Source organism: Veillonellaceae bacterium, from assembly GCA_025992895.1.
Lineage (GTDB): Bacteria > Bacillota > Negativicutes > Veillonellales > Dialisteraceae > Dialister.
Genome location: DAJPGA010000001.1, coordinates 1,886,811 through 1,912,901 on the forward strand (window position 1 = coordinate 1,886,811; position 26,091 = coordinate 1,912,901).

Below are 26,091 nucleotides of genomic sequence, written 5' to 3' on the forward strand. Positions count from 1 at the left end.
CGTATTTATCGATTATCCAAGGTTCTATTCATCTTCTCTTCTCCACATCCCGGGTATTTCAGCCATGATTGGTATCTATTTGTATATAGGTTTACCACATTGTTACATCTTATAACATTTTTGTTATGCAATACATTTCCACGTGCTTTATTAACAATATTGTGATACTTCCTCATTTTATTCTAATCGGTTTCTAAAATGGTATTGGAATCAATTCCCTCTTGTAACTATCATAAGGCCAGATGAAGCATTAATCATCACATGAGGACGCTGCCGTGACGTGCACACATGGCTCATGCATCCAGATTCACATTCAGAGGGAGGTTTCCATGTTGAACCAGTTAAAAATCGCTTATACAAAGAAAGCTCTGGAAATTTTCGGTTCCGTCAAGGGCCGTGGCATTGTTGATGTCAATGATACCGATTTCACCGATATCGCATCTGTCGTTATGACGGATGATGATGAAGACCGTTTTGTCTTCGATAAAGAAATGCTCTTTTCTTTCAATATCCCTGTCTTCTTCATCAAAACGAAGGCCGGCCTTGTAGATGATTCTGTCATCGGCAAGGTATACCGCGTCATCGATCTCAATGAAACGGATCATGCTTTCTATGACCGTCAGATCGAAAGCGCTGCTTCCCATTACGAAGACGCTATTCTTCCTCCTTTCTTCAAGGATCTCAAGAAGTATGTTGAAAACGGTTATTCCCAGTTCGACTGCCCAGGCCATCAGGGCGGCGCTTTCTTCAGGAAGCATCCGGCCGGACGCGCTTTCTATGATTTCTTCGGTGAGAATACCTTCAGGGCTGATCTTTGCAACGCCGATGTTGCCATGGGCGATCTCCTCATCCATGAAGGCCCGGCACTTGCTGCACAGAAGCATGCGGCACGCGTCTACAACGCTGACAAGACGTACTTCGTTCTGAACGGCACTTCCACTTCCAACAAGGTTGTACTGAATGCTGTCCTCACTCCGGGCGACATCGTTCTCTTCGACAGGAACAATCATAAGTCTGTCGATCACGGCGCTCTTGTCATTGCCGGCGCAACTCCTGTTTATCTGGAAACGGCAAGAAATGCCTTCGGCTCCATCGGCGGCATCCTTGACCACTGCTTCAATGAGGATTACATCAGAAAGCTCGTCGCTGAGAAGGATCCTGTCAAGGCAAAGGCTAAGCGCCCGATCCGCCTGGCTGTCATCCAGCTTGGCACGTATGACGGATGCATTTACAACGCCCGCCAGGTTGTTGACCGCATCGGCCATCTCTGCGATTACATCTTCTTCGACTCTGCCTGGGTCGGTTATGAGGAATTCATTCCGATGATGAAGGACTGCAGCCCGCTTCTTCTCGACCTTGGTCCGGAAGACCCCGGCATTTTCGTCAGCCAGTCTGTCCATAAGCAGCAGGCCGGCTTCTCCATGACTTCCATGGTCCATAAGAAGGATGCCCACATCAAGGGACAGGGCCGCTACGTTCCTCATAAGCGCGTCAACAATGCTTTCATGATGCATGCTTCCACTTCCCCGCTCTACCAGCTCTTCGCAGCTCTTGATGTCAATGCCAAGATGCACGAAGGCGAAGCAGGCAAAAAGCTCTGGGCAGATGCTGTGAAGCTTGTCATCAATACGCGCAAGCAGGTCCTCCGCAACTGCCATTACATCCGTCCGCTCGTTCCGCCTGTTGTCTACGGCAAGAAGTGGGAAGACGGCAATACCGACAAGATGGCAAACGACATGAACTACTGGGCTTTCGAACCGGGTGCCAAATGGCATGGTTTCGAAGGCTATGCCAAGGGCCAGTACTTCATCGACCCGATGAAGCTGCAGTTCGTTACGGCCGGCATTGACGTGGAACACGGCGGATACGAGAAGTTCGGCATCCCGGGCAATATCCTTGCCAACTATCTGCGTGAAAACGGCATCATTCCTGAAAAGTGCGACCTGAATGATATCCTCTTCCTCATGACTCCGGCTGAAACAGCGACCAAGATGGATGACCTTGTTGCCAAGCTTGTACGCTTTGAAAAGCTCATCGATGAGGATGCTCCGATGTCCGAAGTGCTCCCGAGCATTTACAAGGCTTACCAGGATAAGTACAAAGGATACACCATCCGCCGTCTCTGCCAGGAAATGCATGATTTCTACAAGGACCGCGAAGTATCCACGCTGCAGAAGGAACTCTTCCTGAAGGATTACTTCCCGAAGTATGTCATGAATCCGCAGGAAGCACAATACGAATTCATGAGAGGCCATGGCGAACTCGTAGACCTTGCCGAGGCTGAAGGAAGAACAGCTCTGGAAGGCGCTCTCCCCTATCCACCAGGAGTCATCTGCGTACATGCCGGTGAAGCATGGACCAAGACGGCTGTTGCCTACTTCTTAGACCTCGTGGAAGGGATCAACCAGCTCCCGGGCTTTGCTCCTGAAATCCAGGGTGTCTATGTCCAGGAAGGCGAAGACGGCCTGAAGCACGCTTACGGATATGTCCTCAAAAAGGAATTTGAAAAATAATACAGCAAGGGTGGAAATGGGCTTCCACGACGGAAGCCCGGATCCCTCCCAATCAAGGAGGTAATCATGAGTAACAGCTCAAATAAGATGAGCGTATTCCAGCTGACCATTTTAACAGCGGTCAATATGATGGGCTCCGGCATCATCATGCTGCCATCCAAGCTGGCACAGGTCGGCGCGCTCTCCATCGTTTCCTGGCTCGTAACTGCCGTAGGTTCCATGTGTCTGGCATACGTTTTCGCAAAATGCGGCATGTATGCTAAAAAAGGCGGCGGCATGGGCGGTTATGCCGAATACTCTTTCGGGAAAGCCGGCAACTTCATGGCAAACTATACTTACGGCGTTTCACTGATTTTTGCAAATACTGCTATCGCCATTTCTGCCGTAGGTTATGCACTCGGATTCCTGAATAAATCTCTCGATCCTATTATGACCTGCGCCGCTACCATCTTCACACTCTGGCTGGCTACCGTCCTGAACTTTGGCGGCGCTAAATACACCGGCCGCGTTTCCTCCATCACCGTATGGGGCGTCATCATTCCATGTATCGGTCTTGCACTGATCGGATGGTTCTGGTTCTCTCCTTCCATGTACATTGCTAACTGGAACGTACATGACATGAGCTTTGGCAGCGCTGCTATCAATGCTATTACCATGACTTTGTGGGCATTCCTCGGAATGGAATCTGCGTGCGCCAATGCAGATTCCGTTGATAATCCGGAAACGAACGTGCCGAAGGCCGTTCTTGGCGGAACACTGATTGCCGCAGCCTGCTACATCGTTTCCACCAACATCATCTTCGGCATTATTCCTTCTGAAGATCTTGTCCGCAGTTCTGCTCCATTCGGACTTGTATTTGCTCACATGTTCGGACCGACAGTCGGCCGCATTATCATGGGTCTCATGGTTCTCTCCTGCTTTGGTTCCCTGCTTGGCTGGCAGTTCACCATTGCCAATGTATTCAAGGCAGGCAGTGATGTAGGATATTTCCCTGCATTCATGAAGAAAATCACATCTACTGAAACTCCATTGATCGGCATGGTAACCATTACCGTTATTCAGTCCCTCTTCTCGCTGATGACCATCAGCCCGACACTGAATGATCAGTTTGAAACTCTCGTCAATCTGGCCGTCATTACGAATATCATTCCGTACCTGCTCTGTATGGCAGCTATCGTCGTCATCATGAAAGCGGTCAACCACTTGGGCTCCGAACTGAAAACGACTAAATTCATTGCATTCGTTGCCTCTATTTACAGCTTGTATGCCTGCTATGCTTCCGGATTCGAAGCAATGACATACGGCGCTATCGTCACCTTCTTCGGCTGGACACTTTATGGTCTGGTTTCCGATAAATTCGATCTTGATAAAGCCGAAGCCGACAACAAGGCCATTGAAGAAGCCGCTGCAGAAGCAGCAAAACAATAAGCAATAGTAACTTCAACTAATCAATTACCATCATCTCCATCCTTTATAAAGCACCGCCCTCTCGATCGGGTGGTGCTTCTTTTTTGTCCGATTGATGTTTCGGATTGATTTCAGGATCCTGACAAACTAAAAAGGCGGCATCACCTGAATGATGATGCCGCCCAGCTCGCGTTATTTATATAGTTTTTCATATTCCCTTGCCAAGACATAGGCATAGGGTGTTATCTTTCCATCAGGATCTTTTTCCCTGTAAACGCCCTGCAGTTCCGGTTCAAATCCGGGAAGGACATTCGCAACTTCTGCAAAATCGAGGAAATAATCCAGCGCAGTTCTTGTCCATCGTTCACCTGCCTGAACGCATGTAACTCCAGGCGGATACGGAACAGCCGCCTGAAGGACTACACGTCCTTCCACTTCACGAAGAGGAATCAATTCTCCCTGCCCTTTGACCAGTGCCCAGTTTGCCTGCTGAGGACTCATGAAATATTCAGGAAAATAGGCTTTCTGGAACATTCTCTTCTGCAGGATGTTGATCTTTCTGTCTTTATAGAAATCATGCATTTCCTGGCAAAGTCTCCGGATCGTGTATCCTCTGTATTTCTCTTCATACTTTCTATATATGGAAGGAATGACCTTTTCCATGGGGGAATCCTGGTCGATATGCTTTTCAAAACGGACGAGCTTTGCAATCAGGTCTTTAAGCTTTGTCGGTGTTTCCGCCGGTGTCATCAGGAAAAGGATATCATTTAGATCGCATTTCTCCGGGATGACATCATTATCCCTAAGATAATCTGCCAATATGATCCCGGGAATACCAAAATCTTCATACTCCCCATTTTCCATATTGATTCCCGGAGTCATCAGCTGCAGTTTCATAGGGTCAATGAAATACTGACTCTTCGTATATCCCTGGAAAGAATGCCACTTTCCTCCCGGCTCAAAGGCAAAGTAGGAAATATCATTGGCCATATCTTCCGTGTCGCCATCTTCCCACTTGCTGCCATGAACGACCGGAGGCACAATCGGGCGAAGATATTTGCAATGACGGATGACAGATTTTCTTGCTTCAATAGCATTGACTATACATTCATGCCAGATCAGCTTTCCGCTCTCCCCTTCCTGTATCTTTGCATTCATATCAAGTGATGCAAAAATCTGGTAATTCGGTGAAGTCGAAGAATTGACCATGAAAGAGTTATTCAGAATCTTATGCGGCAGGTAACGCTTCTGACCTTTGATATGAGAATCTTTCTTCAGTATCTGCGAGGCCTGCGAGAATCCTGCCTGCTGTTTATGAACAGACTGCACCACAATGATTCCCGGATCTTCGGGTCCCAGATTCAGAAAGAGAGGACTGCAGTCTTTCATCATAGGGATAAACTGCTCGTAGCCGACCCAGGCCGAATCAAAGAAGATATAATCGCAAAGATGTCCGATTTTATCCACGACCTGACGCGCATTATATATACAGCCGTCATAATTTCCAAGCTGGATAACAGCTGCCCTGAGAGGTCTGTCCATCATTGCTCGCTTGGGGTCTCTTTCCGCAATCAGCATGCGTATATATTCCTCATTAAAGCAGTGATCCAGAACACCGCCAAGAAGGCCGAACGGGTTCCTTGCCGTCTCCAGATAAATCGGAATAGCACCTGCCTGTATCAGAGCTCCATAACCGATTGATTTATGGTTGTTTCTTTCATAAAGGACCAGATCTCCTGGTGCTAAGAGCGCATTTAAGACGACTTTGTTCGCTCCGGATGTGCCGTTCAGCACAAAATAGGCTTTATCCGCGTGGAATACCTTCGCTGCATGCTTTTGAGCAGCAAGTGCCGGCCCCTCATGAATAAGAAGATCTCCCATAGCGACGTCTGCATTGCAAAGATCAGCGCGGAATGTGTTTTCTCCATAAAAATCATAGAAAATTTTCCCGCCCGGATGTTTCCTGAAATAAGCTCCGCCCTGATGTCCAGGGCAGTCAAATTCAGAATTTCCGCGTTCTACGTACTTCAGCAAACTTCCGAAAAACGGTGGAAGGATTTCTTCCTCATATTTTTCAGCCGCATTTTCAATCTGGCGTTCATAGAAATCATGCTCTCCCTGTTGAAGGTCGATGATTCCTGAAGCGCACTCTATGAGTTTCTCAACATTGCTCTCGCCTGTCAAAATCAGAAATACGGGAACGCCAAAAGCACGGACCCTTTCATTGGCAGCAAATTCAGAATCCAGATCTGTAATGATGAGTGCCGCCGTATCCGTAAAATCAGTTTGTCCCGCCTTAATGGACTCCCTTCCATTAACCGGTCCGAATATTTCAAATGCCCTCTCGGTATAGGCAATCTTTAACCGTCTTAGCATATAGATTCCCTCCATTTTTCCCTTGGCAAAGCTTTGAAAAAAAGAGCTCATTCAAGCTTCACGCCATTATTTTCCATTAATTTAAGTATATCAAATTTTAACCGTTAAGGCACGAAAATTGTCGAAGAAATCAATGTTTCTCGGCATTTTTAATTACACGGCCAAACCTATTCACTTGCGAAATATTTCCATAAAATACCGCGTAGAATCATTCCCGGTCAAGCAGGCTGAAACATGCGCCGGTTAAGGTAAAATTCAGCTTGCTTTCCTGCCCTTTATGCTATAATGACTTAGATAGTTTCACTAACTACCAACACTAAAGATCTGAATGACAGAAGACAGGATTTCTTTCCATATGGCTGCCCTTTTCCAAGGGTCTTTTTCATGTCAAAGTACTGCTTTCCATCCAAATTCACATTCAGAGGGAGGTTTCCATGTTGAACCAGTTAAAAATCGCTTATACAAAGAAAGCTCTGGAAATTTTCGGTTCCGTCAAGGGCCGTGGCATTGTTGATGTCAATGATACCGATTTCACCGATATCGCATCTGTCGTTATGACGGATGATGATGAAGACCGTTTTGTCTTCGATAAAGAAATGCTCTTTTCTTTCAATATCCCTGTCTTCTTCATCAAAACGAAGGCCGGCCTTGTAGATGATTCTGTCATCGGCAAGGTATACCGCGTCATCGATCTCAATGAAACGGATCATGCTTTCTATGACCGTCAGATCGAAAGCGCTGCTTCCCATTACGAAGACGCTATTCTTCCTCCTTTCTTCAAGGATCTCAAGAAGTATGTTGAAAACGGTTATTCCCAGTTCGACTGCCCAGGCCATCAGGGCGGCGCTTTCTTCAGGAAGCATCCGGCCGGACGCGCTTTCTATGATTTCTTCGGTGAGAATACCTTCAGGGCTGATCTTTGCAACGCCGATGTTGCCATGGGCGATCTCCTCATCCATGAAGGCCCGGCACTTGCTGCACAGAAGCATGCGGCACGCGTCTACAACGCTGACAAGACGTACTTCGTTCTGAACGGCACTTCCACTTCCAACAAGGTTGTACTGAATGCTGTCCTCACTCCGGGCGACATCGTTCTCTTCGACAGGAACAATCATAAGTCTGTCGATCACGGCGCTCTTGTCATTGCCGGCGCAACTCCTGTTTATCTGGAAACGGCAAGAAATGCCTTCGGCTCCATCGGCGGCATCCTTGACCACTGCTTCAATGAGGATTACATCAGAAAGCTCGTCGCTGAGAAGGATCCTGTCAAGGCAAAGGCTAAGCGCCCGATCCGCCTGGCTGTCATCCAGCTTGGCACGTATGACGGATGCATTTACAACGCCCGCCAGGTTGTTGACCGCATCGGCCATCTCTGCGATTACATCTTCTTCGACTCTGCCTGGGTCGGTTATGAGGAATTCATTCCGATGATGAAGGACTGCAGCCCGCTTCTTCTCGACCTTGGTCCGGAAGACCCCGGCATTTTCGTCAGCCAGTCTGTCCATAAGCAGCAGGCCGGCTTCTCCATGACTTCCATGGTCCATAAGAAGGATGCCCACATCAAGGGACAGGGCCGCTACGTTCCTCATAAGCGCGTCAACAATGCTTTCATGATGCATGCTTCCACTTCCCCGCTCTACCAGCTCTTCGCAGCTCTTGATGTCAATGCCAAGATGCACGAAGGCGAAGCAGGCAAAAAGCTCTGGGCAGATGCTGTGAAGCTTGTCATCAATACGCGCAAGCAGGTCCTCCGCAACTGCCATTACATCCGTCCGCTCGTTCCGCCTGTTGTCTACGGCAAGAAGTGGGAAGACGGCGATACCGACAAGATGGCAAACGACATGAACTACTGGGCTTTCGAACCAGGTGCCAAATGGCATGGTTTCGAAGGCTATGCCAAGGGCCAGTACTTCATCGACCCGATGAAGCTGCAGTTCGTTACGGCCGGCATTGACGTGGAACACGGCGGATACGAGAAGTTCGGCATCCCGGGCAATATCCTTGCCAACTATCTGCGTGAAAACGGCATCATTCCTGAAAAGTGCGACCTGAATGATATCCTCTTCCTCATGACTCCGGCTGAAACAGCGACCAAGATGGATGACCTTGTTGCCAAGCTTGTACGCTTTGAAAAGCTCATCGATGAGGATGCTCCGATGTCCGAAGTGCTCCCGAGCATTTACAAGGCTTACCAGGATAAGTACAAAGGATACACCATCCGCCGTCTCTGCCAGGAAATGCATGATTTCTACAAGGACCGCGAAGTATCCACGCTGCAGAAGGAACTCTTCCTGAAGGATTACTTCCCGAAGTATGTCATGAATCCGCAGGAAGCACAGTACGAATTCATGAGAGGCCATGGCGAACTCGTAGACCTTGCCGAGGCTGAAGGAAGAACAGCTCTGGAAGGCGCTCTCCCCTATCCACCAGGAGTCATCTGCGTACATGCCGGTGAAGCATGGACCAAGACGGCTGTTGCCTACTTCTTAGACCTCGTGGAAGGGATCAACCAGCTCCCGGGCTTTGCTCCTGAAATCCAGGGTGTCTATGTCCAGGAAGGCGAAGACGGCCTGAAGCACGCTTACGGATATGTCCTCAAAAAGGAATTTGAAAAATAACAGTAAAAGCACCGTTTCCCAATGCGGAAACGGTGCTTTTTGCGTGTAATGCTTCAATTCAAATGATTCAGTTCAAGTGGTGCCTGAAAAGATAGGCGGCCACGGAGAGTGTTACGGCGGAAATCACGCTAAGCGGAATGAAGTTCCAGAAGAGCTGTCCGAAGGTAAGGCCCTCAAGGTAAATGCGTCGGATGAGTTCCAGTGCAAAGCGGAGCGGATCCGCATACGTAATGATCTGGAGGAACCGCGGCATATTGTTGATCGGCGTGACGACGCCGGAGAGAAGGGCCATCGGCACCATCAGGACTACGACATAGACAAGCACCTGCTGCATGTTCTTGGAAATGGAGGAAACGATGAGGCCGCAGCCTGTCGAGCTCAGCACGTAGAAGAAAATAGCCGTGTAGAACATGCCGAAGTTTCCTGCAAACGGCACATTGAACCAGAAGTAGCTGATACAGAAGAGGATCGTACATTGGATGAATCCGACGATCATTGGCGGCATGGCTTTGCCGATCAGTATGACTGACGGGCTGACCGGTGCGACAAGAAGCTGCTCGAATGTGCCTTCTTCTCTTTCTCTTGCGACCGAAAGCCCCGCCAGAACAAAGACCTGCGCAAAACTCAAAAGCCCGATGATCCCCGGCATGAAGAACCAGCGCGTGATCTGGTTCGGATTGTACCATGTCCTTGTAATGACCGTCACGGGGGCCGAGACGCCTGTCCTTTCCTGATTGAAGCTGTTTACGATGCGGCCTGCATAGCCTGTGACGAGGCCTGCGACCATCGTATTTCGTCCATCAGATATGATCTGGACAGGAGCCTTTTCTCCCTGATCGAGCTTGTCCTGGAAATCCTGCGGGATGGAGATCGCCATGACGGCTTTTTCCTGCTCTATGTACGGTGCGATTTCATTGGCATTCGACACAGTCGCCACGCGGTGGAAAAGCGATGTCCCGTCAAAGCGGGAAAGAAGGTCTGCGGAAGCCCCGCTCCTGCTCTGGTCCAGGACGACATACGGCGCATTTTCCAGATTGTAATTGGCCGCATAGCCGAAGAGGAACCCCATCAGGATACAGGGAATGACGACAATCCTTCTTGTCGCAGGATCCTGCCAGATGGAGAGGATTTCCTTCTTGCAGATGACGGCAAGCTGCTGCAGAAAAAGCTGGAAGGTGCTCATCATTCCACCTTCTTTCTCGTGATGCCAAAAGCGATGCTCACGAAGCATACGGCATAAAGGATGAGAATGCCGCCCTGCGTCAGGAGGATCGTCCAGTTATTGCCGGACAGGAAGAGCGAACGGATGCAGACGAGGTAGTGGCTGAAGGGAAGGATTTCACCTACAGCGCGCACGACGATCGGCGTCGATCGTAAATCGAAAATGAAGCCTGACAGAATAAAGCAGGGAAGGAAACTGATCAGGAGCGAAAGCTGGCAAGCCAGGAACTGGTTCTTCGTAACGGCTGAAATCATCAGCCCGATGCCAAGCGCAACCAACAGGTAAATCATGGATATGCCAAGAATGGCAGAGAGGGAACTGACCATGGGGACGCTGAAGAGGAACCTTGAAAGGACAAGGCAGATGCCTGTACCAAGGAGTGCGATGAAGAAGTACGGCACCATCTTGGCAAGGACAAGCTCCATCGGCTTTACCGGCGTGACGAAGAGGGATTCGAATGTCCCCCTCTCCCATTCACGGGCCATGACGACCGAGGTCAGCATGACGCCGATAATCGTCATGATCAGCATGACGAGGCCCGGGATGAAGAACCATGTACTGGAATTGGCATTGTTATACCACATGCGCGGTTCGACTATCACTGTCCCGAAGGATGCAGCGCCGGACATATGGCGCGCTTCCCAGGAGGCGATGGAGGTATCGACGTAGGTCTGCACGCTCATGGCCGTCGCTGTTTCGACGCCGTCAAGGACAAGGAGCATCTTTGCATTCCCTTCGTGGAGGCGCGCTGCGAAATCCGAAGGCACATCGATGATGGCATTCACCTTCCTGTCTGTCATCATCTGCTCAGCTTCCTTGAAACTTGTGACATAGGTCGGCGAGAAATATTCAGACCCGTCCATGAAGGAAAGGACATCCTGGGATGCCGGCGAAGGATCTTCCAGGACAACGGCGATCGGCACGTTCTTGACGTCAAGAGATATGCCGTAGCCGATGATCAGAATCAGGATGATCGGAAGGGCAATCCCCAGAAGAAGGGAGCTGGAGTCTCTGGAAAGCTGGAGAAACTCTTTGCGGATGAGCGCTTTCATGCGCCGAAAGAATCCGGAACTCATGATTTCTCCCCTTCCTTTCTCGACCGCTCGACGATTTCAATGAAAATCCTGTCCATGTCAGCGCCCGGCTGCCCAAGTTTCTCACGGATTTCCGAAGGGCTTCCGATGGCCAGAAGGATGCCGTTGTCCTGGATCATGAAACGGTCGCAGTACTCGGCTTCTTCCATGAAATGCGTCGTGATGATGATTGTCGTGCCCCGCGCGGCAAGGGTCGTGATTCTTCTCCAGAAATTTCTTCTGGCCAATGGATCGATGCCCGAGGTCGGTTCATCGAGGAAAAGAATCTGCGGCTCGTGAAGAAGCGCCGCTGCCATGGATAGACGCTGCTTGTACCCGCCCGGCAGGTCTTCCGCCAGACGGTCGAGGACATCTTCCAGATCGAACTCCTGGCAGAGCTCCCTGATCCTTTCAGAAAGTCTCCCCTTCGGTACACCGTAGATGCCGCCGAAGAATTTCAGATTATCCAGGACGGACATGTGGCTGTAGAGAGAAAACTTCTGCGCCACATACCCGATATTCGCACGCGCCTGCGTCCTTGCCTTTCTAAGGTCTACACCTGCGACGGATAGAAAGCCGCTAGTTTCAGGAAGAAGGCCGCAGAGCATTTTGAACGTCGTCGTCTTGCCTGCTCCGTTCGGCCCTAAAAGACCGAAGATTTCTCCCTTATGCACTTCGAAAGATGTATTGGAAACAGCCGTAAAGTCCCCGAACTTCTTGACGAGGTTCTTTACGACGATATTGACTTCACTAGACGGTCTTCCGCCCCGGTCGAGCACGTCCTCTGCTTCTTCCGGCGGCGCTTCATGGCCTTCCGCTTTTCTGAGGAGCGTCATGAAACCGTCTTCCAGTTTGGCAGGAACGGGCGTGGGCTCAAGGTGGTGCCTCTTGAGATACGGTATTTCATCGACGCCCTTTTCCATAATGAAATGGACGGCGCCGCCTCTTGGCACGGCATCGACGATCAGCTTCGTTTCATCAATCAGATGCGCCTGCAGGATGCGTGTGGGGACGCCTTCTTCAGGAAGGACATTGTAGCATCGGCCGTCTGCAATCCGGCAGAGGTCCTCCGGCGTGCCATCCGCCAGAAGATTCCCCTTATGAAGAACGAAGACATGGCCGCACATTTCTGCTTCATTCATGTACGCCGTGCTGACAAAGATGGAAAGATGTTCTTCCTTGACGAATGTCTTCAGTATTTTCCACAGCTCGCGCCTCGAAAGCGGATCGACGCCGACAGTCGGTTCATCAAGAAGGAGAAGATCCGGCGAGCGGACGAGCGTGCAGGCAAGGCCCAGCTTCTGCTTCATACCGCCGGAAAGCTTTCCGGCAAAACGGCCGGTAAAAGGCGCAAGCCCCATCATGTCCAGCAGTTTCCCGAACCTTTCAGGCCTTTTTTCCTGCGGAACGCCGTGGAGGTCTGCATAAAGATCGAGATTTTCCTGCACTGTCAGATCTTCATAAAGACCGAACTTCTGCGGCATGTAGGAAATGCGGCTCTGGATTTCTTCTGCATCCTTCACACTGTCCATGCCAAGAACGGTAAGACTGCCGGATGTGGAATTCATAAGGCCTGCAATCAGTCGCATCAGCGTCGTTTTCCCCGCGCCATCCGGCCCGATCACTGCCGTGAGCTCGCCTTTTTTGACAGAAAGAGAGAGTCCGTTCAGCGCCGTCAGCGGTTTCTTTCCCTTGATGGAAAAGACCTTATTCAGTTTCTCTGCGCGGATCACATCTTCTTCCACACCCATCATCCTTTACAATTTGATTTTCACGGTCGCAGGCATGCCCATGCGGAGGACATTGTCCTTGTCGTCAACATAGACGCGGACTTCATAAAGAAGAGCGGTACGAAGCTCATTCGTCTGCACGCTCTTTGGCGTGAATTCTGCTGTCGAGGAAATATATCCGATCGTGCCTTTGACCGGCTTGTCCGGATAGCTGTCGATATAGACGTCAGCGGCCTCTCCTTCATGGATCTTTCCAAGATCCGGTTCAGCCACATAGACACGGACCCATTTTTTCGTATCAAGGGAAATGCGGAAAACCGGTCTCTGCGGGGAGGCCATATCTCCGACTTCAAGAAGTCTTGAACGGATGACACCGTCCTGCGGCGCAACGAGTTCTGACTGGGACAGTGTATATTCCTGCCCGGCAAGGGTATCCTCAAGCCCCTTGAGCTGTGCTTCGGCGGCGGCTACATCTTCTGCGCGAGGGCCTGCCTTGGCAAGGTTGTTTGCCTGTTCGGCTTCTGTCAGTTTGGACGAAGCGACATCAAGCTTTGCCTTTGCATCATCAATGGCCTGTTTGCTGATGGCTTTTCCGCCGGAAGTATTGTAGGAATCCATCTTCCTGTTGTAGTCGGCGATCAGGAAATCCTTCTCTGCCTTTGCCGCATTGACCTTGGCAGCCGCCTGCGCCAGATCTTCCGGGCGCGTGCCGTTGTGCATCTTATCTACGACAGCCTGCTGGGCAGCGATCTGGGATTTCGTCACGTCGATCCTGTAATTCAGATCCTGCGTATCAAGCTTGGCAAGGACCTGCCCCTTCTTCACGGTATCCCCTTCATCGACGAGGATTTCCGTGATGCGGTCGCTGTTCCTGAACGCAAGGGAAACTTCCCTCAAATCGACATTGCCGTTCAGTTCAAGCTGACTGGCAGCAAGCTCGGCCTGCTTTTTTCATGATATTCGTAAAAAGAGAAAATGAGGAGAACGGCAAGAATGATGGCGCCGATTCCAAATTCCCTCTTATGGTTCTGGATGGTTTCCATCATTTCCCTTCACCTCCTGCATTTTCCTCGTTCTGATCATTTTTTGCACCTTTTATTGTTTCCTCATCCAGAGGCTTCCAACCGCCTCCGAGCGCTTTGAACAGGGAAACAAGGTCTGTCATCTGTTTTCCCTTTGCCACAGCGCAGGACTGGTTCAGGGAAAGATAGTGACGCTCGGCATCGAGCACACCCATGTAATCGGAAAGGCCGTGCTGGTACTGATTTTCTGCTAGGTCCAAAGCTTCCTTCGCCTTGTCCCTCCCCGTTTCCAGGGAATCCTGTCTGATCTTATCCTGGCTGACCGATGTCATCGCCGTGCGGACTTCTCCGGCTGCCTTCAGCACCGTATTCTCGTACTTTGCCTTTGCTTCTTTTTCCTTCTCGGACTGCACGTTCACATTTCTCCTGAGCGCCCCGCCATTGAAGAGCGGGAATGTGACCTGCGGCATGATGCCAAAAGCACGGCTTCCTGCCGAGAACAGTCCTCCTGTGCCAAGCGTTGCAAGTCCCAGCACGCCCAGGATGGAAATTTTCGGCTTCATCTCAGCCTTTGCCTCATCCGTCTTGGCAATCTGCGCGGCCCATGCGCTTTCAGCGGCATAGACATCAGGCCGCTGCCTCAGCACGTCGGCAGGGATCGCATTATACAGCGTCGGATCGATGTCAGGAAGCGGCTTTGGCGTCATGAGCATGGTGTCAAGCGCCCCCGGCGTCGTTCCTGTAAGGATGGCAATCTTTGACATAGTGCCTGCAATGGACGACTTGAGCTCAGGGATCTGGGATTCCGTTTCCTTCAGCGTATATGTCAGCTGGTCGACTGGCACGGAGGAAACAAGACCGCTTTCCTGATTCACCTGCATAAGTGACAGATTCTCCTTCATGTTATCAATGGATTTTTCTGTCACATCCAGTTCTGCCTGAAGCGTCCTCAGCGTGATATAGTTCATGGCTACTTCTGCAGAAAGGGATACCCATGTGGAATAGAGCATGCCTCTCTGCGCTTCAAGCGCTCCCCTTGCTTCCCGGACCTTGGCGCTCTTCTTTCCGAAAAGATCGAGTTCCCAGGACGCATCAAGACCGGCATACGTCGCGCTGTTGCTTCCTTCTATGCCAAGCGGCATATTCTGAAGCTGGGCAGGAAGGATGCCGCGCGTGATATCATCCGGCATTTCTCCGCGGACCCATCCGCCGTCAGCATTCACCCATGGAAGCTTCTCTGCCTTCGTGATGCCTGCCTGCTCCCTTGCCTGCAGGAGCCTTGAGCGGGCCTCTTCCATGTCACGGCTCCCGGCAAGTGCCTTTCCGATCAGCTCATTTAACGTATCGTCATGAAATACAGTCCACCAGGAGGAAAGTGTTTCCGCAGAAAGGGATGCATCCGGATTTCCTGTAAAATATGGATTTTCATACTGGGACGCTGCATTGGTCCACAATGGCATGGCCGCTTTTTCCCCTGCAGCCGCCTCCTTGGCCGAGACTCCTGCTCCGCAGCAGAGGAGAGAACACAGGATAAAGCCCCATACCGCTCTTTTTCTCTGATTCATAACTACCTCCCGGATTTATGAAGGCACAGCTTTATCAGCATTGCTTGAATTTAAACTCTTTGCTTATAGTATAACAGAAAAATAACAAGCTGCTCTTAGGAAATTCAACCGCCAGTCATTTCACGCATAAAAAAAGACGATGCAGAAAATCATTCCTGCATCCCCTTTTCTTCATAGCTCAGGCTTATTCTTTTTTGAGTACCTTCACGATTTCTCCCACGAAAACACTGTGGTTGTTGCCGGCCTGTCTTCCTTCATTCCAGCGCTGGTACGTTTCCTTATCCGTGTAGAATTCAGAGGTCATTTCATGCGAGTAAATCTTCTTGCATACAAGGATGAGATCGGCTTCTTCTACACCGGCAGCTTCGTCACCGATGAAGTATGGTGTGAGGCCGCTTCCTTCGAATTTGTCTCCGTCGCGTCCGGAATGGGATCCCATGTAGCTTTCCTTCGGCTTGTAGGAAACCGGAAGGAAGGAAAGTGTGTAATAGTCCTGGCTGTCCAGGATCGTCTTGGTGAAGCGGCTCTGACGGATATAGATCGTTGCAGTCGGTTTTCTCCACATAACGCCGAAGGCACCCCAGGTGACAACCATCGGATTGCATTTTTCCTTATTGACTGCTGTAACGATACAGTACTTCGCCAGATCGGCAAACGCATTGAGTCCGCATTCTTCTACGGGTATTTCTTTGAAAGACATCGCATATTCTCCTTTATGAAATAATAGGAATATTAAAAAATGATGTGATTACTCTTATATTATACCATATAAATCGGTTAATTTCGAAATAGAAAATCACAACTCTTCATTCAAACTGCGGACAAGTTCTTCTGCTTCAGAAAGCCGGCAGGAGAAGGAGCCCTGCACCATTTCGCTCCTTCCGCCGCCTCTTCCATGAAGCGATTTGTTCCATTCCCTGATGAGAGGACGGAGATCTTCCTTTGTGCTGCCAATGACATAGTTCAGGGAGTCCTGATCCTTCTTTGAAAGGACGAAGTAGATGTCATCCTTCCCTGTTTCCATCAAATATTCACAGAATTTGTGGATTTCCCCGGCGTTCAGCTCTTCTTCGTACAAAAGGACGGCACGCTTCCCCTCTGCGAGTACGCCCGCTTTAAGAGCGAAATAGCGGCGGTTGGCATCAGCAAGCCTTGCCATGAGTTCTGCCTTCTCTTCAGCCTGTTTTTCGACAGCTTCCTTTGTTTCAAAAGGCTTGACGGAGAAACGGACGGCAATGTCCTCATTGAGGTCGTAAATCTTATCCATCATTTCCATGGCTCTTCTTCCGCAGACAAGCTCGATGCGGACGCCGCCTTTATGTCTGGCAAGGGAGAGGACTTTGACGATGCCTACCTCCCCTGCGCGTGATACATGCGTGCCGCAGCAGGCGCAGGTGTCGCCTTCAGGAAATTCCACGATGCGGACAGTACCGTCAAGCTCGATCTTGCTTCTGTAATCCATGGAGGAAAGCTCTTCCTTTGACGGGAACGAAATCTTCGTCTCTGCATCCTTCCAGATGACTTCATTGGCTTTTCTTTCGATTTCCAGTGCATCCTGCCATGTCATCATGCCATTGAAATCGACCGTCACGATATCATGGAGATGGAATCCCACATTGTCATAGCCGAATTTCTTATGGACAAGTCCGGAAAAGATATGCTCGCCGGAATGGTTCTGCATATGGTCGAAGCGGCGGATCCAGTCTATCACACCATGGACCTTTGTACCTTCTGCTAAAGGCTTGTCAGTATAATGGATGATCACGCCGTCTTTCTTCCGGACGGATGTGACTTTGGCATCATTCAGTGTGCCGGTATCCCATGGCTGTCCGCCGCCTTCAGGATAAAATGCCGTATCATCAAGGACGACTTCGAAGCCGTTTTTCCCTTCCTGGCAGGATGTGACGACTGCGTCAAATTCCTTCAGATAGGCATCTTTATAAAAGAGTTCATTCATCTCCATCTTTGTTCTCCTTGTATGTGGTAAAAAGAAAAGACGGCAGCGCGGGCTGCCGTCTTTGGCTTTGAAGTATCTTCCGGATCAGAGGGAATAGAGAGGATTTTCTCCATCACCCGGTACTGGCGGAAGCGGGGAGTCTTCACTCGCTGGAGCCGGCTGTTCATCCGGAGAATAAATGGAATGATACTTGAAGAGGTTTTCAACCTGATGATGATTGATGGTTTCGACTTCCATCAGAGCCTTTGCCATAGCATGGAGGACTTCAATGTTGTCGGTCAGCATCTGCATCGTATCATTTAAAGCTTCGTTCAGGTACTTATGCATTTCCTCGTCAATGATCGTTGCTACAGTTTCACCGTAGTTTCTTTCAGAACCAAGCTGCTTGCCGAGGAAGATCTGTTCCTGATGTTCACCGAAAATCATCGGTCCGAGGCGGTCGCTCATGCCCCATTCCATGATCATCTTGCGAAGAATGCCGGTGACCTGCTGAAGGTCTCCGGAAGCACCGCTGGAGATTTCATCAAAAATAATCTTTTCAGCGCAGCGGCCGCCAAGAGCTACGCGCAGCTGTGCGAGGAGGTGGGATTTTGTAATGAAGGATCTTTCTTCATGCGGAAGCATCATGGTGTAGCCGCCAGCCTGTCCGCGCGGGATGATGGTGACTTTGTGTACCGGATCAGCATCCGGAAGAAGGGTAGCCATGATGGCATGGCCGGATTCATGGTAAGCGGTGAGCTTTCTTTCTTCATCGCTGACCTTGTGGCTCTTTCTTTCAGGACCGTAGCTGACTTTTTCACTGGCTTCTTCAAGATCGGCCATGGAAATGGTCTTGCGGTTCTGACGGGCAGCCAGAAGTGCAGCTTCATTCAGAAGGTTGGCAATATCTGCGCCTGTAAAGCCCGGAATCTTCTTGGCGATCGTATTAAGATCGACATCAGCTTCCAACGGCTTGTTTCTTGCATGGACACGGAGGATTGCCAGACGTCCGCGAAGGTCAGGACGGCCTACGACGACGCGGCGGTCAAAACGGCCCGGACGCAGGAGCGCCGGATCAAGAATATCCGGACGGTTCGTAGCGGCAATCGTGATGATGCCTTCATTGGAACCGAAACCATCCATTTCGACGAGCAGCTGGTTCAGCGTCTGTTCGCGTTCATCATGTCCGCCGCCCAGTCCGCTTCCGCGCTGACGGCCGACGGCATCGATTTCATCGATGAATACGATACATGGTGCATTCTTCTTAGCCTGCGCAAAGAGATCGCGTACGCGGGATGCGCCGACGCCGACGAACATTTCTACGAAATCGGAACCGGAGATGGAGAAGAACGGAACGCGCGCCTCTCCTGCGACAGCTCTGGCAAGAAGGGTCTTGCCTGTACCTGGAGGTCCAACGAGAAGAACGCCCTTCGGAATCTTAGCGCCGATAGCCGTATAACGTCCCGGATTTTTCAGGAAATCGACGACTTCGGAAAGTTCTTCCTTCGCTTCGTCTTCACCTGCGACATCATCAAAGTTGACATGGACCTGGCCTTCGCCGGTCATCTTCGCTCTGGACTTGCCAAAGCTCATGACGCGTCCGCCGCCGCCCTGTGTCTGGTTCATGATCCAGAACCATACGATGACAAGGATGACGATCGGAAGGAGTGAAGACAAGAGGCTCATCCACCAGGACGGCTGTTCCGGCGGCTTAGCCGTGATCGTTACGTTATTATCCGTCAGTTTGGGCAGGAGCGTCGTATCGTGTGCCGGTGCATAGGTGGCAAATTCAGTACCATCCTTCAGCTTGCCGCTGATGGACTGATCGACCATGGTTACGGAAGATACATTCTTCTTGTCTACCTGAGAGATGAAATCACTGTATGTGATTTCGGAATGTTTTTCCTGTGGATGGACGAAGGTATTGAATATGGATACCGCTATGACGATAAGCAGCACATATAGCGCAACATTCTTTAGAAACTTATTCAATCTATTCCTCCTTTTATGTGCACTGATTCAAACAACTGCAGCGGGATCGATAGGGAAATTCATTCCGCGCTTTCCGTTCATGCGGCATCCCCCATGCCTTCCGGACAGGCACCCGGCCTGTGCGCGTCTCTAAACAAAACCTTTATAGAAACTTTTAAATCAGTAATTAATTTTATCATATTTTACCACATACCTGCAACGTCTATTTTACAATTGAGGCATGCCGCAAACTGTAATATGAACAAAAAGGAGCCGCCCGGTCCGATGGCCGATCGGCTCCCGCTTGTTATTTCGCCTGCGCGAAGACCTTATTGTCCAGTTCACAGATTTCCGGAAGGTTTCTATACTTCTGTGCATAGTCGCATCCGTATCCGACGATGAATTTGTCAGGGATTTCATAGCCGATGTACTTGACATTGACTTCCTTTTCACGTCTTTCCTTCTTGTCGAGGAAAATAGCGAGTTCTACGGAAGCAGCGCCTCTCTTTTCCAGGATCGGAAGGAGAGCTGCCATCGTGATGCCGGTGTCAATGATGTCTTCTACGACGATGACATGGCGTCCGCGGATATCGCTGTCCAGATCTTTCTTGATCTTGACCAGGCCGGAAGATGTGGTTGCATCTCCATAACTGGAAACGACCATGGTATCCAGAATGACCGGAAGGTCGATTTCACGCATCAGGTCACAGAGGAAAGGCATGGCACCTTTCAGAATCCCAACGAGGACGATTTCCTTGCCTGCATAATCTTTTGTGATCTGCTGGCCCATTTCGCGAACCCTCTTTGCGATCTGTTCTCTTGTAATCAATACGGTTTTGATATCATGTTTCAAATTTTCCATTTCAGCACTTAGTCTCCTTCTATCCAGCTTAGTGTTAATAATAAAAATTTCCTTGTATCAGGCGATGGTCTTCCGTAGCGGCTTCCCCGCAGGAATCCGGCCCAGTACACGTGATCTTCATCAGCGGCCAGCGGCCACAGATTTCTTGCTTCCTTCGGCACTTTCTTCGCCTGGAGAAGTCTCCCGATATCCTTTGTCCCTGCCATTCCGGAAGGTGCGATGCGGTCACCCTTTTGCGGGAATCTGAGGCGGATGGTACCGACCTTGTCCGCATCGAGAAGATACTGGTATTTTTCAAGATGCAGAGGCGCCTTGTCAAGCAGCCTGGTTTCCATGAACCAGCGGCCCAGCTTCTGGCAGTTTTCTGTATCGTTGTTTCCTATTATATCAGTCTTGTGAATATTATCTACCCATTTAGGGCATATCGTTTTATAAATTATTTGTAACAGATTCCATGCATCCGGTTTATCTTCATGTCTTGTATCCCCGGCATAAACGAAAAATCCATTTGACGAAAGCTCAACAGTCACGCCCGCTTCATCCGTTTTTGCGCCTGTTTTTCCGTTAAGGAGAAGATCTCTTACCCTTTCAAGTCCTTCAAAATCAGGCTCTTTAGCGCCGGCTCTGATCATCAATCCGGCAGTCACCCTTCTTGCAATGGCAGTGGGAAGGTTCCTGTAAATCTCCCTGTCGCAGTAAAGACAGCTTCCTTCTTCTCCTTTGACAATCCTTTTTGCTGCCTTTTCTGCTTCTTCTTCAAGGAAATGATCTTCCTCTCGAAGAATGCCGGAGGTGCGTGAAAGTGTTTCCACCAGATTCGGATTGTAGGAAAGAAGCTCGGGAATCAGAAGAAGCCTGAGCTTGTTCCTTGTGACGTCGGGTATGTCATTTGTCGGATCATGGCATGGCTCATAAGGGAAATCTTTGAGGAAATCAGCGATTTCCCTTTTCCTTGCGCAGAGGAACGGACGGATGAGGTCATCCCTTTTGGGGCTGATGCCCGAAAGTCCCTTGGCGCCGCTTCCGCGAAGGAAATGGAAAAGAACGGTTTCTGCCTGGTCATCTGCGTGATGAGCCGTCGCAATGACATCGTAACTTTCCTTTTCTTTTACATCACGGAGTGCCTTGTATCTCAAATCCCTTGCGATTGTCTCGATGGATTCTCCGCCCTTCTGCGCGCCTTTAACGTCGACATCTCTCCTGTAGAAGGGAATCTTCCTTTCAAGGCAGATCTTCCCGACATAGTCCGCTTCTTCTCCTGATTCTTTGCGGAGATGGTGATCTACGCAGCAGCATCCTACCTCTATGCCTTCCTTCTCACGGATGGAATCGAGAAAAAGAAGAAGCCCCAGAGAGTCCGGACCGCCTGATACAGCGGCCAGGATACGGCTTCCCCTTCTCCAGAGCTTTTCCTTATGGGCATAGGAGAGCATGCGCCCCATCCACTGCCTGTCCATCATTTCGGTTCATTCGGAACAAGGACGTCGGCATCCAGAAGCCCTTCCGACAAATCCCTGTCGCTTACAGTAATCTCAGACAGCGCAAGGTATTCCATGAGGCTGTCCAGGATGGCAATCCCTGCCACGATGATATCCGCTCTTTCAGGCATCAGGCCCTTTGTGCGGCAGCGTTCGTCATAGGACATGGCGCTGAGTTTCTTCAGGGCTTCCGTCACATTTTCCTGACGAATGACGAAATCTTGTACTTTTTCAGAATCATACACATCGAGCTTCTGGATCATGGCTGCCAGCGAAGTCACTGTGCCGCCTACGCTGATCCAGCGTTTGACGTTTCTGATGTATTCCATGAGGTCCGTTGTACGGAAAAGTTCGAAGCAGTGCTTCTTCAGCATGCTGAGGCCTCTTGCCGTCGTCGTGTCGAACTGCTTGGAGCAGCGCACGCATCCGAGCTGGAAGCTGTGGCGCATGCCGACGTCCGTGCCGAATCCCATGCAGATCTCCGTAGATCCGCCGCCGATATCAACGACAGCCGTCAGCACGCCGGGTGTGCCGGCTGCGCCGATATAGCTGTAGTAAGCTTCTTCGGTGCCTGACAGGATGCGGACTTTGACGCCTGTCGTCTCTTCGACAAGCTTTGCGAAATCCGGCCCGTTTCCAGCATCTCTCATGATGGAAGTGCCGTAGGCGAAGATTTCATCAGCGCCTGCTTCTTTTGCTTCCTTTACAAATCCCTCCACGGCCTGGAGGGTTCTTTCTCTTGCGCCCTGTCCGATACAGGCTGTATCAGTCATCCCTTCCCCGAGACGGCTGCTTCTCAGATCCTTTTTCAAAACCTTCCATTCGTCTTTGTCATCTTTCTCTGCCAGCAAAAGACGAACCGAATTGGTTCCGATATCGATAATCGCACGCATGGTTTCCTCCCCTAAAAGAACAAGGGAGCAATAGCTGCTCCCCTATTTCCATCTGTCAGTCAGAACGGCGCGCGCCGCGTCCGCCCCTCTTAGATTCCACATTACGTTTCAAATCAAGAAGTCTTTCATCACTGTCTTTCAGGAAGCGGCTGAGCTTGTCCTCAAAAGAAGCGGGAGCTTCCTGTCTTGCCTGCTGACGGTATCCACCGGAGAAGGAACGCCTTTCCTGATTTCTGGGTGCCGGAGCAGATGCTTCACGATCACCTGAATTTTCTCTTCTGTTGAAATGGTGGAATTCTCTGGCGCTGCCGTGTTCATGATCGCGGTGAAAATGATCCTGACGCTTTTCCTGCGATGCAGCAGGCTGTGCCTGCTTAATGGATAAAGCAATTTTGCCTTTGTCATCAATGGTGATGACCTTAACTTTGATCTTATCCTGTACTTTCAGATAATCATTGACATCATTCACATATTCGCTGGCTACTTCTGAAATGTGAACCAGGCCTACACTCTTGTCTGGCAGCTCAACAAATGCGCCAAACTTCGCGATCCCTGTAACTGTACCTTCTACGATATTGCCGACTTCTAAAGCCATGAGAAAAAAAGACATCCTCCCTAAGGTCAAGCTCTCTGGAGCCTTCCTTAAATAAAATAAACATAAATATAAATTGATTATACGAGATTTCACAGGGAATATCAATATCCCGCCAGAATATTCCGCGCCCTTGCAAAAGAGTGCGAAAAAGACGGACTGCATTCTGAAAACCTCATTTTCCGTCATACACGAAGAACCCTGCCCCCTTAGACAGGGAGAAGGGCTCCTTGAAACTGTCCTTTTATTAAGGATAATATACTAATGTATATTTTGCGTAATATGTGCGTAACATCCTACTTGACGTACGGCATTTCCCCAGGTTTCACGAGGCCGAGTTCGTCGCGGGCCTTCTGCTCCAGCTTCTTGGGATCCTGCAGATCCTGCTTCTTCTGCTCGAGCTCTTCCTTTTCATCCGTCAGCCGGTTCATGTCCTGCTGTATCTCATGCTCCTGCATTTTCAGCTGAGCAAAGTGATAACTCTGGATGCCTAGTACAATGATGCATAAGAACACTGAAACGCAGAAAACGCATCTCAGCATCACGCTGTCCGGGAAAAGGCGCTTCAGAAAAGGCTTTTTCCTCTTACTATGCATGCGGCGCTCTTTACGCACGAGCTTCCCTCCCCAGTACTTGGTTCACAAACTTGTATACTTTAGGTTCTGCTGCCATTTCCGCATCATACTTCTCTCTTGCCTTGGCTGCGCGGAATCCATAATCCAGCCATGCTTTCGTATCATTCCAGCGGTTCGGATCATTGTAGAGTGTCACAATGACAAGGCGGCCGTCACGTTCTGCCGATGCGACAAGGCAGTCTCCGGCAGCTTCGGTCATGCCTGTCTTGATGCCGTTGGCGCCCGGATAACCGCTGCTAAGGAATTCATTCCTGTTTTCCACATTGCGGTAAATGCCGTTCCTGTACGTCATCGGGTATGTCTTTCTCTTGACGATATCACGGAAATCCGGATTCTTCATGGCATACGCGGAAATGAGAGCCATATCTTCTGCCGTCGTGTAATGATCCGGATTTGTCAGTCCGTTTGGATTGGCAAAGTGAGAATGCACAGCACCGATTGCTTTTGCTTTTTCATTCATCATTTCTACGAAACGCCCGTAGGAGCCTCCGACGGTTTCAGCCGTCACGACAGCCGCATCATTTCCTGAAATGAGCATCATGCCATAGAGCAGCTGATGCAGGGTGATCGGCATATCCGGGCGGACGCCAAGGTTCGTTCCGTCCTGCCCCATGGCAAGAGGCGTGACAACGACATTCTGATCGAGCTTGGCCTTTCCTTCTTCCAAGGCGATGATGCAGGTCAGGATCTTCGTCGTGCTTGCCGGGTAAATCTTCAGTTCCCCGTTCTTATTTGCCAGCATTTCTCCCGTATTTCCATCAATCAGCGCCGCTGCGACCGCTTTTGTTTCAGGCGGAGGCGGGAGGACTTCCATTTGCGGTGGAGGCGGCGTCATCACCACCAGTACACCAAATGCAGCTCCCACAAAAACAATAACCAGCGCTAAAAATGCCAGCAGCTTCTTCATAACCAATTCCTTTCCGTCTCATGGCATGCCCAGGAGACCGGGACCGTAATTATTGTTCGGCCTCAGAGGATCCCTGCTCCGCGGCTTCTTTTTTCTGTTTCTCCAATTGCTGGCGGGTTTCGTCGATTTCGAAATCATCCTTCACAGCCTGCCCGCGGTCTTTTTCTATGCCCTTATTGAGCGCTGCCGTGTATTCGAGGCCGTTTTCAGAGCCATTCGTGGTATAAATGCCAAGACTTCCGCAGTAAATCGTATTGCCGCGGTATACGGCATCCGGGACATTTCCTGCATGGTAAACCTTTGCCAGTTTCCCTGCTGTCAGGTATGTCCTTTCAAGGTCAGTGTAATTTCCCGAAGCAGCCGGCTTGAAGGCTTTTTCTCCATTGACGACGATCCAACCGTCATCTACTTTAACATGGTCTCCGGAATATTTCACCATGCGCTTTACATTTTTATTGATTCTGCCGGACGTTTTCGGATGATTGCCCGGTGCCAGGACTGCTTTGAGGCCGGTCGGCGAGCTTTCGCCGTACTTGTCCTTCAGGACCTGCATGGCTGCTGCAGGAGCGCCCGGATTGTATCCGGCTTCCACCGTATATTCAAAGCCCCTGTCATCTGCCTGTTTTTCCTGATCTTTCGTAAATACGGCATTCGCTACATAGTTGCCTGCGACATTGGCAAGGATTGCCTGCCCCACCGTAGCATCACCGCCAAGGTAAATATTGAGCGCCGTAATGAGGCCGACTCTCTTCTTGACGCCGTCTACATTATGACGGAGCTCACCGTGCGAAACTTCATGAGCCATGATGTAAGCCAGCTCATCATCGTCCATCGTATCAAGTGTACCCTTATTGACGCACATGACGCCGCCAAGGCTCATGAACGCATTGATGTCTTCCTGCGGGGATACGTAGATCTTATAATCCCTCTTGAGCGTTCCCGTGTCACGGATCCTCTGATAGACATCCTGCACGCGTGCATCTGCCGCCGGATCCTCATAGACGCCCGTTTCCTTCTGGCATTCATCCAGAAGCTGAAGCTGATTATGATCATCCATGCGCGAATAATAATTGGAAACAAAGAGCATAGCTGCCGTTCCATAGAGAATTTTCTCTGTTACGGAAGCTGCCTCAACCTCGAGGGGAGCTGCGAATGCGCCTGTTGCGCAGACTGCTGCCAGAGCCGCAGCCGCCATTTTTCTCTTCCAGTGTTTCATGATGCGCCTCCATACCTGTAATCTATCGATATATTATTATTGTATCATTTTTAGCAGTTTGCGTGAAATATCAAT

At 50.1% G+C, this 26,091-nt stretch carries 19 protein-coding genes and 1 pseudogene; 3 read left to right on the forward strand and 17 right to left on the reverse strand.

Annotated elements, in window-relative coordinates; translation table 11 throughout:
- Nucleotides 1-332: 332 nt before the first annotated feature.
- Both speC (OIM03_08230) and potE read left to right on the forward strand, forming a co-directional pair.
- Nucleotides 333-2,513, forward strand: a complete 2,181-nt coding sequence (gene speC / locus OIM03_08230; protein ID HJI74252.1) for an ornithine decarboxylase — start codon at nucleotides 333-335, stop codon at nucleotides 2,511-2,513.
- Nucleotides 2,514-2,579: 66 nt separating this feature from the next.
- Nucleotides 2,580-3,941: a putrescine-ornithine antiporter gene (gene potE / locus OIM03_08235; protein HJI74253.1), complete on the forward strand. Its 1,362-nt coding sequence runs from the start codon at nucleotides 2,580-2,582 to the stop codon at nucleotides 3,939-3,941.
- Between the two features lie 171 nt (nucleotides 3,942-4,112).
- Here the strand turns inward: potE and speC (OIM03_08240) are convergent, their stop codons facing one another.
- Nucleotides 4,113-6,296, reverse strand: coding sequence for an ornithine decarboxylase (gene speC, locus OIM03_08240; protein HJI74254.1), 2,184 nt, complete (start codon nucleotides 6,294-6,296; stop codon nucleotides 4,113-4,115).
- 437 nt (nucleotides 6,297-6,733) lie between these two features.
- On the opposite strand from speC (OIM03_08240), the gene speC (OIM03_08245) reads away from it, so the two are divergent.
- Nucleotides 6,734-8,914 (forward strand): ornithine decarboxylase, encoded by a 2,181-nt coding sequence (gene speC / locus OIM03_08245; GenBank protein ID HJI74255.1) that lies wholly within the window; start codon nucleotides 6,734-6,736, stop codon nucleotides 8,912-8,914.
- A gap of 67 nt (nucleotides 8,915-8,981) precedes the next feature.
- Here speC (OIM03_08245) and OIM03_08250 read toward each other — a convergent pair whose 3' ends face one another.
- From OIM03_08250 to OIM03_08325, 16 genes and pseudogenes are all read right to left on the reverse strand, one after another.
- Nucleotides 8,982-10,100: an ABC transporter permease gene (locus OIM03_08250; GenBank protein ID HJI74256.1), complete on the reverse strand. Its 1,119-nt coding sequence runs from the start codon at nucleotides 10,098-10,100 to the stop codon at nucleotides 8,982-8,984.
- A complete protein-coding gene (locus tag OIM03_08255) occupies nucleotides 10,097-11,188 on the reverse strand; it encodes an ABC transporter permease (GenBank protein HJI74257.1) in 1,092 nt (363 codons plus the stop codon). The genes OIM03_08250 and OIM03_08255 overlap by 4 nt, the downstream gene beginning before the upstream one ends.
- 20 nt (nucleotides 11,189-11,208) lie before the next feature.
- Nucleotides 11,209-12,960, reverse strand: coding sequence for an ATP-binding cassette domain-containing protein (locus OIM03_08260; protein ID HJI74258.1), 1,752 nt, complete (start codon nucleotides 12,958-12,960; stop codon nucleotides 11,209-11,211).
- 6 nt (nucleotides 12,961-12,966) lie between these two features.
- Nucleotides 12,967-13,821 (reverse strand): annotated as a pseudogene (locus tag OIM03_08265) (efflux RND transporter periplasmic adaptor subunit).
- A 29-nt stretch (nucleotides 13,822-13,850) separates the two neighbouring features.
- Nucleotides 13,851-13,985 (reverse strand): hypothetical protein, encoded by a 135-nt coding sequence (locus OIM03_08270; GenBank protein ID HJI74259.1) that lies wholly within the window; start codon nucleotides 13,983-13,985, stop codon nucleotides 13,851-13,853.
- Entirely contained in the window at nucleotides 13,982-15,526 is a 1,545-nt protein-coding gene (locus tag OIM03_08275; GenBank protein HJI74260.1) for an efflux transporter outer membrane subunit, read from the reverse strand. Before OIM03_08275 ends, OIM03_08270 begins: the two co-directional genes overlap by 4 nt.
- A gap of 184 nt (nucleotides 15,527-15,710) precedes the next feature.
- The gene (locus OIM03_08280; GenBank protein HJI74261.1) at nucleotides 15,711-16,226 is read right to left on the reverse strand and encodes a flavin reductase; all 516 of its coding nucleotides are present in this window, start codon (nucleotides 16,224-16,226) and stop codon (nucleotides 15,711-15,713) included.
- Between the two features lie 96 nt (nucleotides 16,227-16,322).
- A complete protein-coding gene (locus OIM03_08285) occupies nucleotides 16,323-17,489 on the reverse strand; it encodes an alanine--tRNA ligase-related protein (GenBank protein ID HJI74262.1) in 1,167 nt (388 codons plus the stop codon).
- A gap of 78 nt (nucleotides 17,490-17,567) precedes the next feature.
- Complete coding sequence (gene ftsH, locus OIM03_08290; protein ID HJI74263.1) at nucleotides 17,568-19,454, reverse strand: ATP-dependent zinc metalloprotease FtsH; 1,887 nt, start codon at nucleotides 19,452-19,454, stop codon at nucleotides 17,568-17,570.
- Nucleotides 19,455-19,740: 286 nt separating this feature from the next.
- Nucleotides 19,741-20,286 carry a hypoxanthine phosphoribosyltransferase gene (gene hpt / locus OIM03_08295; GenBank protein HJI74264.1) on the reverse strand — a complete coding sequence of 182 codons (546 nt, stop codon included), beginning with the start codon at nucleotides 20,284-20,286 and terminating at the stop codon, nucleotides 19,741-19,743.
- 17 nt (nucleotides 20,287-20,303) lie between these two features.
- The gene (gene tilS, locus OIM03_08300) at nucleotides 20,304-21,755 is read right to left on the reverse strand and encodes a tRNA lysidine(34) synthetase TilS (GenBank protein ID HJI74265.1); all 1,452 of its coding nucleotides are present in this window, start codon (nucleotides 21,753-21,755) and stop codon (nucleotides 20,304-20,306) included.
- The gene (locus OIM03_08305) at nucleotides 21,752-22,666 is read right to left on the reverse strand and encodes a Ppx/GppA family phosphatase (GenBank protein HJI74266.1); all 915 of its coding nucleotides are present in this window, start codon (nucleotides 22,664-22,666) and stop codon (nucleotides 21,752-21,754) included. Before OIM03_08305 ends, tilS begins: the two co-directional genes overlap by 4 nt.
- Nucleotides 22,667-22,721: 55 nt before the next feature.
- Nucleotides 22,722-23,261, reverse strand: coding sequence for a S1 RNA-binding domain-containing protein (locus OIM03_08310; GenBank protein HJI74267.1), 540 nt, complete (start codon nucleotides 23,259-23,261; stop codon nucleotides 22,722-22,724).
- A 293-nt stretch (nucleotides 23,262-23,554) separates the two neighbouring features.
- Nucleotides 23,555-23,800, reverse strand: a complete 246-nt coding sequence (locus OIM03_08315; protein HJI74268.1) for a septum formation initiator family protein — start codon at nucleotides 23,798-23,800, stop codon at nucleotides 23,555-23,557.
- A 64-nt stretch (nucleotides 23,801-23,864) separates the two neighbouring features.
- On the reverse strand, nucleotides 23,865-24,800 hold the full coding sequence (locus tag OIM03_08320) for a D-alanyl-D-alanine carboxypeptidase (protein HJI74269.1): 936 nt from the start codon (nucleotides 24,798-24,800) through the stop codon (nucleotides 23,865-23,867).
- A 49-nt stretch (nucleotides 24,801-24,849) separates the two neighbouring features.
- A complete protein-coding gene (locus OIM03_08325; GenBank protein ID HJI74270.1) occupies nucleotides 24,850-26,016 on the reverse strand; it encodes a M48 family metallopeptidase in 1,167 nt (388 codons plus the stop codon).
- Nucleotides 26,017-26,091: the final 75 nt, after the last annotated feature.

What these genes read in the sequence shown, in the direction of transcription:
- potE (HJI74253.1), top strand. Translation starts at nt 2,580, where the DNA reads ATGAGTAACAGCTCAAATAAGATGAGCGTATTCCAGCTGACCATTTTA.
- speC (HJI74254.1), bottom strand. Translation starts at nt 6,296, where the DNA reads ATGCTAAGACGGTTAAAGATTGCCTATACCGAGAGGGCATTTGAAATA.
- OIM03_08250 (HJI74256.1), bottom strand. Translation starts at nt 10,100, where the DNA reads ATGATGAGCACCTTCCAGCTTTTTCTGCAGCAGCTTGCCGTCATCTGC.
- OIM03_08255 (HJI74257.1), bottom strand. Translation starts at nt 11,188, where the DNA reads ATGAAAGCGCTCATCCGCAAAGAGTTTCTCCAGCTTTCCAGAGACTCC.
- OIM03_08260 (HJI74258.1), bottom strand. Translation starts at nt 12,960, where the DNA reads ATGGGTGTGGAAGAAGATGTGATCCGCGCAGAGAAACTGAATAAGGTC.
- OIM03_08270 (HJI74259.1), bottom strand. Translation starts at nt 13,985, where the DNA reads ATGATGGAAACCATCCAGAACCATAAGAGGGAATTTGGAATCGGCGCC.
- OIM03_08275 (HJI74260.1), bottom strand. Translation starts at nt 15,526, where the DNA reads ATGAATCAGAGAAAAAGAGCGGTATGGGGCTTTATCCTGTGTTCTCTC.
- OIM03_08280 (HJI74261.1), bottom strand. Translation starts at nt 16,226, where the DNA reads ATGTCTTTCAAAGAAATACCCGTAGAAGAATGCGGACTCAATGCGTTT.
- OIM03_08285 (HJI74262.1), bottom strand. Translation starts at nt 17,489, where the DNA reads ATGGAGATGAATGAACTCTTTTATAAAGATGCCTATCTGAAGGAATTT.
- tilS (HJI74265.1), bottom strand. Translation starts at nt 21,755, where the DNA reads ATGATGGACAGGCAGTGGATGGGGCGCATGCTCTCCTATGCCCATAAG.
- OIM03_08305 (HJI74266.1), bottom strand. Translation starts at nt 22,666, where the DNA reads ATGCGTGCGATTATCGATATCGGAACCAATTCGGTTCGTCTTTTGCTG.
- OIM03_08310 (HJI74267.1), bottom strand. Translation starts at nt 23,261, where the DNA reads ATGGCTTTAGAAGTCGGCAATATCGTAGAAGGTACAGTTACAGGGATC.
- OIM03_08315 (HJI74268.1), bottom strand. Translation starts at nt 23,800, where the DNA reads ATGCTGAGATGCGTTTTCTGCGTTTCAGTGTTCTTATGCATCATTGTA.
- OIM03_08320 (HJI74269.1), bottom strand. Translation starts at nt 24,800, where the DNA reads ATGAAGAAGCTGCTGGCATTTTTAGCGCTGGTTATTGTTTTTGTGGGA.
- OIM03_08325 (HJI74270.1), bottom strand. Translation starts at nt 26,016, where the DNA reads ATGAAACACTGGAAGAGAAAAATGGCGGCTGCGGCTCTGGCAGCAGTC.